Annotated in this window: 6 protein-coding genes and 2 pseudogenes; 6 read left to right on the top strand and 2 right to left on the bottom strand. The window is 71.8% G+C overall.

Annotated features, from left to right (window positions below; all coding sequences use genetic code 11):
* The 4 genes and pseudogenes from AXW62_RS22585 to AXW62_RS22570 all read left to right on the top strand — a co-directional run.
* Positions 1 to 925: pseudogene (locus tag AXW62_RS22585) on the top strand (hypothetical protein); the annotation flags it as partial.
* A gap of 243 nt (positions 926 to 1,168) precedes the next feature.
* On the top strand, positions 1,169 to 2,767 hold the full coding sequence (locus AXW62_RS22580) for an ABC-F family ATP-binding cassette domain-containing protein (protein ID WP_030841203.1): 1,599 nt from the start codon (positions 1,169 to 1,171) through the stop codon (positions 2,765 to 2,767).
* Between the two features lie 416 nt (positions 2,768 to 3,183).
* On the top strand, positions 3,184 to 3,405 hold the full coding sequence (locus AXW62_RS22575; protein WP_009718933.1) for a helix-turn-helix domain-containing protein: 222 nt from the start codon (positions 3,184 to 3,186) through the stop codon (positions 3,403 to 3,405).
* A 138-nt stretch (positions 3,406 to 3,543) separates the two neighbouring features.
* A complete protein-coding gene (locus AXW62_RS22570) occupies positions 3,544 to 4,323 on the top strand; it encodes an enoyl-CoA hydratase/isomerase family protein (protein WP_060946129.1) in 780 nt (259 codons plus the stop codon).
* 293 nt (positions 4,324 to 4,616) lie between these two features.
* On the opposite strand, the gene AXW62_RS22565 is transcribed toward AXW62_RS22570, so the two are convergent.
* Positions 4,617 to 6,527, bottom strand: coding sequence for a SpoIIE family protein phosphatase (locus AXW62_RS22565; RefSeq protein ID WP_107406332.1), 1,911 nt, complete (start codon positions 6,525 to 6,527; stop codon positions 4,617 to 4,619).
* Positions 6,528 to 6,593: 66 nt separating this feature from the next.
* Here AXW62_RS22565 and AXW62_RS22560 point away from each other — a divergent pair, with 66 nt between their 5' ends.
* Both AXW62_RS22560 and AXW62_RS22555 read left to right on the top strand, forming a co-directional pair.
* A complete protein-coding gene (locus tag AXW62_RS22560; RefSeq protein WP_060946127.1) occupies positions 6,594 to 11,138 on the top strand; it encodes a HAMP domain-containing protein in 4,545 nt (1,514 codons plus the stop codon).
* A 44-nt stretch (positions 11,139 to 11,182) separates the two neighbouring features.
* Positions 11,183 to 11,629, top strand: a complete 447-nt coding sequence (locus tag AXW62_RS22555) for a response regulator (protein WP_060946130.1) — start codon at positions 11,183 to 11,185, stop codon at positions 11,627 to 11,629.
* Between the two features lie 65 nt (positions 11,630 to 11,694).
* Here the strand turns inward: AXW62_RS22555 and AXW62_RS45150 are convergent.
* Positions 11,695 to 12,088: pseudogene (locus AXW62_RS45150) on the bottom strand (hypothetical protein); the annotation flags it as partial.

Here is a 12,088-nt window from a genome sequence, read left to right as displayed (position 1 = left end):
GGTGCAGATCTCCGTCCTGCTGGACATGCTCCGGCAGCGGGTCGCCGAGCTGCGCACCGAGCGGTGCGAGGTCCCCCAGGAGGCGGCGGAGGCCCGGGAGTCCGGCAAGGCCGCGGAAAGCCCCCGGGACGCCGGCGACGACACCGCCCTGGAGGGGCTCCTCGACTGGGCCCTGGAGGCCCTCGCGTCCGTCGGGGCGCTCACCGTGCGGGAGAGCCCCCAGGACGGTCCGGAGGGCGCCGGGAGCGCCGCCGGCGACGCCAAGGGCGACCGCAGGGAGGCCGTCCTGACCGCGCTCGGCAACTGGGCGGTGTGGGTCAAGCTCGAGCAGATCTGCGTCGCCGCCCAGAGCCCGGCCGGGAACATCGAGCAGCCCGCCGCCGACATGCTGCGCGGCTGCGCGGGCCTGACCCCGGGCCCGGCCCGCGCCGAGTACCGGGCCTGGCTGGCCGCCCGCCCCGTCGGCAGCGCCGTCACCGAGCTCATCGAGGCGGCGCGCGGCGACGACGCGCTGCTGCGCGGACTCGCCTTCGAGGCGCTGCGCGTGGTCGGGGCGCCCGCCGAGCCCGCCGTACGGGCCGTCGTCGACGAATCGTGTCTGCGGCCGTACGCGCTGCTGTGGCTCGCCGAGCACGAGGGAGCCGACCCGGACGAGGCGCTGGACGTGCTCACCCGCGAGGAGGCCACCTGGCTCTGGGTGGACACCGCCGCGGCCATCTCCGACCACGGCGAGAGCCCGCTGCTCGTCCGCCACCTGGAGTCCGCCGTGCAGGGCACCGTGCCCGCGCTGCTGGAGGAGGTGCGGGCGGTGGGGCACCCCCGCACCGTGCAGGTCCTGGTGGCGCTGGCCGCCGCCCACCCCGATCCGGCCCTGGCCAAGGCGGTGCGCCGCGCGGCCTTCCAGGTGCACACGGGCGGGGTCTGAGGGGGCGCGGCCGCCGGGGGAGGGCCGCGGGACAGCCGGAGAAGGCCGCGGGGCCGCGGGGGGAAGCCGGGGGGAAGCCGGGGGAAAAAACGACTTGCCCGCCCCGCTAAACTATCCGCATGGCAATTCTCCTCGTGCATTAGACGGCGTCCCGCCCGTCGCCCGCCACCAGCCTGTACGGCGCGCCGCGCGGCCCCTCAGACGCGTCCCGTCCGCCGTCCGTCCTGCCCAGGAGTAATTTCCGTGATCACCGCCTCCGGCGTCGAGTTGCGTGCCGGCGCCCGTGTCCTCATCGAGTCCGCCTCCTTCCGCATCGCCAAGGGCGACCGCATCGGCCTCGTCGGCCGCAACGGCGCGGGCAAGACCACGCTCACCAAGTGTCTGGCCGGTGAGGGCATCCCGGCCGCCGGCACCATCACCCGCTCCGGGCAGGTCGGCTACCTCCCGCAGGACCCGCGCACCGGCGACCTCGACGTCCTCGCCCGCGACCGCATCCTCTCGGCCCGTGACCTGGACTCCGTGCTCCGTAAGATGCGCGAGAACGAGGACCGGATGGCCAACGGCAAGGGCGCCACCCGTGAGCGCGCGATGAAGAAGTACGAGCGCCTGGAGACCGAGTTCCTCACCAAGGGCGGGTACGCCGCCGAGGCGGAGGCCGCGACCATCGCCGCCAGCCTCGGCCTGCCGGACCGGGTGCTCGGCCAGCCGCTCCACACGCTCTCCGGCGGCCAGCGGCGCCGGGTCGAGCTGGCCCGGATCCTCTTCTCGGACTCCGACATCCTGCTGCTGGACGAGCCCACCAACCACCTCGACGCCGACTCGATCACCTGGCTGCGGGACTACCTGAAGACCTACAGCGGCGGTTTCATCGTCATCTCCCACGATGTCGACCTCGTCGAGACGGTGGTCAACAAGGTCTTCTACCTCGACGCCAACCGCTCGGTGATCGACATCTACAACATGGGCTGGAAGCTCTACCAGGCCCAGCGCGAGGCCGACGAGAAGCGCCGCAAGCGCGAGCGCGCCAACGCCGAGAAGAAGGCCGCGGCGCTCAACGCGCAGGCCGACAAGATGCGCGCCAAGGCGACCAAGACCGTGGCCGCGCAGAACATGGCCCGCCGCGCCGAGAAGCTGCTGGCCGGTCTGGACGAGGTCCGGCAGGCCGACAAGGTCGCCAAGCTCCGCTTCCCCGACCCGGCGCCGTGCGGCAAGACCCCGCTGACCGCGGAGGGCCTGTCGAAGTCGTACGGCTCCCTGGAGATCTTCACCGATGTCGACCTGGCCGTCGACAAGGGCTCCCGCGTGGTCATCCTCGGGCTGAACGGCGCCGGCAAGACGACCCTGCTGCGGCTGCTGGCCGGGGTCGAGAAGCCGGACACCGGCAGGGTGACCCCCGGCCACGGGCTGAAGCTGGGCTATTACGCGCAGGAGCACGAGACGCTCGACCCGGACCGCACCGTCCTGGAGAACATGCGCTCCGCCGCCCCGGATCTGGACCTGGTCGACATCCGTAAGACGCTCGGGTCGTTCCTGTTCTCCGGCGACGACGTGGACAAGCCGGCCGGGGTGCTCTCCGGTGGTGAGAAGACCCGGCTGGCGCTGGCCACCCTCGTGGTCTCCTCGGCCAACGTGCTGCTGCTGGACGAGCCCACCAACAACCTGGACCCGGCCAGCCGTGAGGAGATCCTCGGCGCGCTGCGCACCTTCGCCGGTGCGGTGGTGCTGGTGACCCACGACGAGGGCGCCGTCGACGCGCTGCAGCCGGAGCGGATCATTCTGCTCCCGGACGGCGTCGAGGACCTGTGGGGCGAGGAGTACGCGGACCTCGTCGCGCTCGCCTGACGGCGCCGGAGGCGGTCCCGGGACGGGGTCCCGGCAAGCGGCGCGGCGCCCGCTGTCCCAGGAGTCCGGTTCCTTCGGCCCGATGCCCTTCTCATAGATCATTTGGCCTAGGCGTGATCCATCATCTGAGTGAGAACGGCTGGTATCGCGGCGCGTCGCGGGCCACCGGCGCACGCGACGTGCCGTGCGCCGGTCTGGATCTCTCCGGCCTTGCTCGCGTATGCCCTGACCTGCCTCTTCGTCCGTGAACACGAAAGAGTGTCAGGTTGAACGGCAACGGAATCCTTGATTCCGAAGGCCGTCGTGCCGCGATTTCCCGCAATCCTTCATCCACAGACCTTGCCGAATGGGTGGCCAGGAAGCCCTGTAGGGGTGATCATGAGAGTCCAGAGCGCACTTCCCATGAGGAGGCACGGGTGGCCGAGACTCTGAAGAAGGGCAGCCGGGTGACCGGCGCCGCGCGCGAAAAGCTCGCGGCAGACCTGAAGAAGAAGTACGACTCCGGTGCGAGCATCCGGGCGCTGGCCGAGGAGACCGGCCGTTCCTATGGATTCGTTCACCGGATGCTCAGTGAGTCCGGAGTTTCCCTACGGGGACGCGGCGGCGCGACGCGGGGCAAGAAGGCCGCCTCGGCCTGACCCCGCCCGCTCCGCCATCATCAGCAGGACCAGCAAGACCAGCAGGTATGGACAGGAGTGCCACCCGGCTGACCGTCGGTTCGGCCGGGTGGTTACTGTGCAGTCACTTGTACTGACCGCACCCGACCGGAGGCTCCTGTGACCCTGCTCGACAAGGACGGCGTTCGGCTCACCGTCGATGAGGCGGTCGCCACGGTGACCCTGACCAATCCGGCGAAGCGCAACGCCCAGTCGCCCGCCCTGTGGCGGGCGCTGGCCGAGGCGGGAAAGCTGGTGCCGGGCACTGTGCGCGTCGTGGTGCTGCGCGCCGAGGGCAAGTCCTTCTCGGCGGGTCTGGACCGGCAGGCGTTCACGCCCGAGGGGTTCGACGGCGAGCCGTCGTTCCTCGATCTGGCGCGCGGCTCCGACGAGGAGCTGGACGCCACGATCGCCGAGTACCAGGAGGCGTTCACCTGGTGGCGGCGGAACGACATCGTGTCGGTCGCCGCCGTCCAGGGCCATGCCATCGGAGCCGGTTTCCAGCTCGCGCTCGCCTGTGACCTGCGGGTCTGCGCGGAGGACGCGCAGTTCGCCATGCGCGAGACCAGCCTGGGGCTGGTGCCGGACCTCACCGGCACCCATCCGCTGGTCGGGCTCGTGGGATATGCGCGGGCGCTGGAGATCTGCGTGACCGGGCGCTTCGTCCATGCCGAGGAGGCCGAGCGGACCGGGCTCGCCCATCTGGTGGTGCCCGCCGCCGAGCTCGACGGCGCGGTCCAGGACCTGGCGGCGGCCCTTCTCACCGCGCCCCGCGACGCCGTGATCGAGACCAAGGCGCTGCTGCGGGGGGCCGTGGACCGCTGTTACGAGGACCAGCGCGCCGCCGAGCGCGCCGCCCAGGCCCGTCGGCTGCGCGATCTGGCCGGTCTGGCGGAGTGACCGCGCCGACGGGGCGGTGAGCGGCGGACCGAGAGGCCCGAGGTACGGCGCGGTGACGGCGCCGACCGGGCGGTGAACGGCGGGGTGACGGCGCCGGGGAACGGCGGACCGAGGGTGCCGACCGGGCGGTGAACGTCCGGCGGCGCGGACCTCCGGCGAGCGCTGATCGCCCGGCGACGGCGAACTCCCGGGCGCGCGGTGACGGCCCGTGCGGGCGGAAGACCTCCGTGCGGATGGAAGACCTTTGGGCGGGCGGAAGACGCGGACGTCCGGAGGGCATCACGGGCCGCCCGTCACGCCACCCGCCGCGGCGGCGCCCTCGGCACCGCCTCCAGCACCAGCACCGCGAGGTCGTCGTCGATCGGCTCGGTGGCGAAGTCGTGCGCGGCGCGCCGCACGCACTCCGCGACGGCCTTGGCGCCCAGCCCGGCACAGCCCCGCAGGATGTCGGCGAGACCGTCGTCGTCGTCCAGCTGACGGACGCCGTTGCGCCGTTCGGTCACCCCGTCGGTGACGCACAGCAGCGTCTCGCCGGGCGCCAGGTCCAGGGTGTCGGCGTGGAAGTCGGGGTTCTCGTCGATGCCGAGCAGCATCTGCGGGGTAGTAGCGGGCGTCACCGAACCGCCGGTGGTCAGCCGCAGCGGCAGCGGATGACCGGCGCTCGCCAGCGTGCAGCGGACACCGCCCTCCGCCGGATCGGGCTCCAGTTCGCCGTAGAGCAGGCTCAGGAAGCGCGGGCGGGTCTGTTCCCCGCCGATCGCCGCCGCCTCCGCCTCCTCCGCGTCCTCCTCGACAAGTGCCTGGTTCAGCCGGTTGAGCACCGATTCGACGCCATGGCCCTCGCGGGCCAGCAGCCGGACCAGATGGCGGGCCAGTCCGGTGACCGACATCGCCTCCGGATCGCTGCCCTGGACGTCGCCCAGCAGGAAGCACCAGCGGCGGCTGCCCATCGGGAACAGGTCGTAGAAGTCACCGCCGACGGTCTGCCCCTCGCCGTGCGGCTCGTAGACGATCGCGGTGTCCACCCCCGGGATGTCGGCGAGCGACATGGGCAGCTGGCGGCGCTGCAGGGCCCGGCTGATCGTCGCCTGCCGGGTGTACTGCCGGGCCGTGGCCACTGCCTGGGCCACCCGCCGTGCCACGTCCTCCGCGAGCCGTACCACGCACTCGGCCAGCTGCGGCACGCCCGCCCGGCCGAGCAGCAGTGCGCCACGGCTGTGGCCGTGCGCGACCAGCGGGAAACACACCGCCGATCCGCCCGCCCCATGGCCGTCCGCGGCCCCGGGCCAGGGCCAGGGGGTGCCCGCCGCGCCGAGTCCGGTCGGCGGCGGATGCCGCTCCAGCGCCGCGCGGAGCGCGTCGATACGGCGCTCGTCGGCGTGCCAGACGCGGGCGAGCTGCAGCCGGCCGCTCTCGGTGATCAGCCAGACCGCGCACCAGTCGGCCAGCCGGGGCACCAGGAGCTGTCCGGCGAGGGCGGCGACCATGTTCTCGTCGAGCTGGCCGGTGAGCAGTTCGCTGGCCTCGGCGAGGAAGGACGGTCCGCCACGGTCCACCCACTCGGTGGCCGGATCGCGCGGCTCGCGCGGCGGGCCGGGGGCGAGGGTCTCGGCGAACCGCAGCTCACGGCCGAGCGCGCTGGTGGGGACGGCGTCGAATGCGGGATCCGCCGGTTCGGTGTCCAGCCGGAACCAGACCGTCTTACGGGTGCGGTAGTAGGTCACGCCCCAGGATTCGGCGAGCGTTCCGATCAGTTGGAGTCCCCGGCCGCGGCCCCGGCGCCGGGTTTCCGGCCCCCCGTACACGGTGCTGGCGGGGTGCAGGTCCGCCACCTCCACGACGACCCCCGGCCGTCTCGGCGCGCCGCCCGGACCGGGGGCCTCCCCGGGCACCGCGACACCGCCCTCGTCGGCGGCGCCGTCACCGGGCTGGAGCCGGCAGACGACCTCGACCCGGGTGCCGGCGTGCAGTACGGCGTTGGTGACCAGCTCGCTGACCAGCAGCACCGCGTCGTCCACCGCCCGGTCGTCGACGGTGACCGGTGTGAACCCCTCCGTCGCGCTCTGTTCCGTAAGTGCCGTACGGACGAAGGTGCGTGCCGCGCCGGGCGCGCGCACGCTTCCGGGCAGTGTCGTCCGCGAGACGGACTCACGCGAGAGAGGGAGCAGGGCTCCCACGTGCAGCTCCAGAACAATATGGACCATTTAGGCCTTCTAGGTGCCATATTATGACAGGCAGGGGGATATTTGTGATCTTTTAGGGGCGACGCCATGGCACTCGACCCGATCCCCACCGACACCTCGTCAGCCACGTCATCGGCCACTTCGTCAGCGCGGACCGCGGAACATCCGGAACGCGCTCGGCCGTCCGGCCCGGTGCGCGGTGCGGAGACCGCGTCCGGGGCCGCGTTGCGTTCCCTGCTCGCGGCGATGAACGCCTTGTGCGACGGCGACTTCACCGTCCGTGCGGACAGCTCGGCCGAGGGGCTGGCCGGTGAGCTGGCCGGGGTCTTCAACCAGCTCGTGGCGCGCAACGCGCATCTGGCCGGGGAGTTGCGGCGGGTGCGCCGTGAGGTGGTGCGCCAGGGCAGGCTGGACGAGCGGATCACCGCGAGTCCCGGGCAGGGGGCCTGGGCGACCAGTGTGGACGTGGCCAACCAGCTGGTGGACGCCCTGGCCGGCCCGGTGACCAACGCCACGCGGGTGCTGGACGCGATCGCGTCGGGCGATCTGACCCGGCGGGTGGATCTGCACGACGGCAACCGCCAGCTCCGTGGCGACCTGCGGCGGCTGGGACGCGGGGTGAACCGCACGGTGGACCAGCTGTCGCTGTTCACCGGCGAGCTGACCCGGATCGCCCGTGAGGTCGGCACCGAGGGGCGGCTGGGCGGCCGGGCCAAGGTGCAGGGCCTCTCCGGCGACTGGCGCATGGTGACGGAGGCCGTCAACACCATGGCCTCCCGGCTCACCGCGCAGGTCCGCGACATCGCCGCGGTGACCACGGCGGTCGCCCGCGGTGACCTCACCCGTCAGGTGACCGTCGAGGCCACCGGTGAGCTGCTGGAGCTCAAGCTGACCGTGAACACCATGGTCGACCAGTTGCGGGCGTTCGCCGACGAGGTGACGCGGGTGGCCCGTGAGGTGGGCACCGAGGGTGAACTGGGCGGCCGGGCCCAGGTCCGGGGCGTCTCGGGGGTCTGGAAGGACCTGACGGACAGCGTCAACTTCATGGCGTCCAATCTGACCTCGCAGGTCCGCAACATCGCCCAGGTGACCACGGCGGTGGCCACCGGTGATCTCTCGCAGAAGATCACCGTCGCTGCGAAGGGCGAAATCCTGCAGCTCAAGTCGACCATCAACACCATGGTCGACCAGCTCTCCGCCTTCGCCGACGAGGTGACGCGGGTGGCCCGTGAGGTGGGCACCGAGGGTGAACTGGGCGGCCGGGCCCAGGTCCGGGGCGTCTCCGGGGTCTGGAAGGACCTGACGGAGAACGTCAAGTTCATGGCGGACAACCTGACCTCGCAGGTCCGCAACATCGCCCAGGTCGCCACCGCCGTGGCGGAGGGCGATCTGAGCAAGACCATCACGGTGGAGGCGAAGGGCGAGATCCTGGAGCTGAAGTCGACGATCAACACCATGGTGGACCGGCTGTCGTCCTTCGCCGACGAGGTGACGCGGGTGGCCCGTGAGGTGGGCACCGAGGGCAATCTCGGCGGTCAGGCCCAGGTCCGGGGCGTCTCGGGGGTCTGGAAGGACCTGACGGACAACGTGAACTTCATGGCGTCCAATCTGACCTCGCAGGTCCGCAACATCGCCCAGGTGACCACGGCGGTCGCCGACGGCGATCTGTCGAAGAAGATCACGGTCGACGCCCGCGGCGAGATCCTGGAGCTCAAGGAGACCGTGAACTCCATGGTCCAGCAGCTGCGCTCGTTCGCCGACGAGGTCACCCGGGTGGCCCGCGAGGTCGGTACCGAGGGCCAGCTGGGCGGCCGGGCCGGTGTGCCGGGCGCGTCGGGGGTCTGGAAGGACCTGACGGACAACGTGAACTTCATGGCGTCCAATCTGACCTCGCAGGTCCGCAACATCGCCCAGGTCGCCACCGCCGTCGCCAAGGGTGACCTCTCCAAGAAGATCGACGTGGACGCCCGGGGCGAGATCCTGGAGCTCAAGACCACCATCAACACCATGGTCGACACGCTCTCCTCGTTCTCCTCCGAGGTCACCCGGGTGGCCCGCGAGGTCGGCAGCGAGGGCTGCCTGGGCGGCCAGGCCCGGGTCGAGGGCGTCTACGGCACCTGGAAGCGGCTGACCACCGGCGTCAACGAACTCGCCCTCAACCTGACCACTCAGGTGCGCGCGATCGCCGAGGTCGCGTCCGCCGTCGCCCAGGGCGACATGTCCGGGTCCATCTCGGTCGAGGCCCAGGGCGAGGTCGCCGAGCTGAAGAACAACGTCAACCTGATGGTCGCCAACCTCCGCGAAACCACCCGCGCGAAGGACTGGCTCGAGTCCAACCTGGCCCGTATCGCCTCCCTGATGCAGGGACACCGCGATCTGGTGGAGGTCGCCGATCTGATCCTGCGCGAGTTGACCCCGCTGGTCAACGCGCAGTTCGGGGCGTTCTTCCTCAGTGCGGCCGGCGCCGAGGCCGGTAAGGGGCTCGAGCTCATCGCCGGATACGGCACCGACCAGTCCGCGGCCGGTACCGACTGGTCCGCGACCGGCAGCGACCGGTCCGCGGCCGGCAGTGACCGGTCCGCGGCCGGGGGCGGCGGCCCGACGCCGGGGGCGGGCACCCCCGGACGCGGCCTGGTCGCCCAGGCGGCGCTGGAGAAGAAGCGGATCCTCATCAACGACGTCCCGCCCGACTACCTCACCATCAACTCCGGGCTGGGCTCCGCGCTCCCGGCCAGCGTGGTCATCCTGCCGATCTGCTACGAGGACCAGGTGCTCGGAGTGATCGAACTGGCCTCCTTCAGCCGGTTCAGCGAGGTCCACCTGGCCTTCATCGACCAGTTCGTCAACACCATCGGCGTCTCGATCAACACCATCATCGCCAACGCCCGCACCGAGTCGCTGCTCTCCGAGTCCCAGCGGCTCACCACCGAGCTGCGCCAGCGCTCGAACGAGCTGCAGCGGTCCAACGCGGAGCTGGAGGAGAAGGCCGCGCTGCTGGCGACGGCCTCCCAGTACAAGTCCGAGTTCCTGGCCAATATGTCGCATGAGCTGCGCACCCCGCTGAACTCGCTGCTCATCCTGGCCCGGCTGCTGGCGGACAACCCCGAAGGGCGGCTGTCCGCCCAGGAGGTGCAGTTCGCCGCCACCATCCACCGCTCCGGCTCCGATCTGCTCCAGCTGATCAACGACATCCTGGACCTGTCGAAGATCGAGGCGGGCCGGATGGACGTCCGTCCGAAGAAGCTGCCGCTGGTCAAGATCCTGGACTATGTGAACGCCACCTTCCGGCCGCTCGCCGCCGACCGGGGCCTGTCCCTCGAGATCGCCGTCGGCGAGGACGTACCGCGTGAGATGTTCTCCGATGAGCAGCGGCTCCAGCAGATCCTGCGCAATCTGCTCTCCAACGCCCTGAAGTTCACCTCCTCGGGCGGGGTGACGCTGCGCGTCGAGCGCGCACCGACGGCGCGGTTCGAGGAGGAGTCGCTGCGGGGCGCGGACGCCGTCATCGCCTTCTCCGTCACCGACACCGGGATCGGCATCCCGCCGGAGAAGCTGCCGGTGATCTTCGAGGCGTTCCAGCAGTCCGACGGCACCACCAGCCGCACATACGGCGGCACCGGTCTCGGCCTGTCCATCAGCCGGGAGATCGCCGGCATGCTCGGCGGCCGGATCGTGGCCGAGAGCGAACTGGGCGTCGGCTCCCGCTTCACCCTCTACGTCCCCGCGCACTACGGCGGCGTCGCCCCGGTGCTCGACCCCTCCGACCCCAGGGCCACCGGCTCCACCGTCCCGGCGGTGCCCCCCGCGCCGGACGAGCCGCTGCCGGACATCGCCGACCACGCCCCGAGCGGGATCTTCGGCGACCCGGACAGCCTGGTCGGCGGCCCGGCCCCGGGCGGTGAGGACGAGAGCCGCGACAACGGCCGGCCGGAGGCCACCCGGCTCGAGGAGTGGCAGCACGGACGCCCCGGTCAGGTGCTGGACGGCCGGCGCATCCTGATCGTCGACGACGACATCCGGAACGTCTTCGCACTCACCCATGTGCTGGGCCGGATCGGCATGAAGGTGAAGTACGCGGAGAACGGCCGCGAGGGGCTGGAGGCGCTGCACCGCGACCCGGACGTCTCGCTGGTGCTGATGGACGTGATGATGCCCGAGATGGACGGGTACGAGACGATCCGGGCCATCCGGAGCACACCCCGCCTCGCCGATGTGCCGATCCTCGCCCTGACCGCGAAGGTCATGCCCGGCGACCGGGAGAAGGCCATCGACAGCGGCGCCAACGGCTACGTCCCCAAGCCCGTCGATGTCGACCGGCTGATATCGGCGATCGTCGAACTGCTCGATCCGGCGGCGGATGGGGCAGTGGGTGAGACCGCGGATGAGGCGGCGGATCAGGCGGCTGCTGGGGCGGCTGATGGGGCATCGGTCGGGGCTGGGGGACGTGGGGAGGGTGGCGTGGGCCATGACGTCGGGGAAGGCGTCGGCGATCGCGCCGGGGATGGCGTCGGGGATGGCGGCGCGGGCTCCGGGGACGGCGCCGGGGGTGCCGCCGGGGGCGCCGGGGACGGCGGGAGCGCGCCCGCCGAGACCGGTCCGCCGAGGCCGAGGCCGAGGCAGGGGGAGAGGTGACTGCGACCGTGTCCGAGAAGGCCGGAATACTGATCGTCGACGACATGGAGGAGAACCTGATCGCGCTGGAGGCCGTCCTCGGCCCGCTCGATCAGCCGCTGGTCCGCGCCCGCTCCGGCGAGGAGGCGATGAAGGCGATGCTGCGGCAGGACTTCGCCGTCGTCCTGCTCGACGTGCTGATGCCGGGCATGGACGGTTTCGAGACCGCCGCCAACATCAAGCGGCTCGACCAGACCAAGGACGTTCCGATCATCCTGCTGACCGGGACCGACGCCGACTCCGACTACGCCTACCGGGGCTATGCGATCGGCGCCGCCGACTTCCTCACCAAGCCCTTCGACCCGTGGCTGCTGCGGACCAAGGTCAACGTCTTCCTGGAGATGCACCGTAAGAACCACCGGCTCGAGGCCAGGACCGAAATGCTGGCCGATCGCGTGGCGGAGCTGGAGCGCACGGTCGAGCGGCTGCGGAAGCGGGGCGCCGGGGGCTGACGGGATCGGGGCTGAGGCCGTGCGGCCGGGCAGCGGCCGTACGGTCGGGGCAGCGGCCGATGCGGTCAGGGGTCCACGGCGGTGACCAGGACGGCCACCGTGGGCCGCTGGCCTTCCGGAGCCGTGGCCGTGGCCGGGGGCGGGGCCGGAGCCGGGGGCGGGGCCGATTGGGCCACGGCCGTCCGTACCGCTCTCGCCACGTCCAGCGCCCGGTGGTGCGCCGCCACGGCCAGTTCGATCCGGATGTGCGCGCCTTCGATCCGTACGGCCCGGGGCGAACCCAGCACCGGCGCGAGCCGCGCGACGCCGGGCACGGAGGCGGCGGCGGAGGCGGCGGCCGTAGTCGCGGGGTCGTGGCCTTCGGCGGCCGACCGCGGCGGGCGCGGGGAGGTTTGCGGGGGCGGCTGTGGCTGGGGGTGTGGTGGGGCCGGGGGCGGCTGTGGTCCGTGGTGTGGCGGG

Source organism: Streptomyces hygroscopicus subsp. hygroscopicus (assembly GCF_001553455.1).
Lineage (GTDB): Bacteria > Actinomycetota > Actinomycetes > Streptomycetales > Streptomycetaceae > Streptomyces > Streptomyces hygroscopicus.
This window is presented reverse-complemented; position numbering and strand designations above follow the sequence as displayed.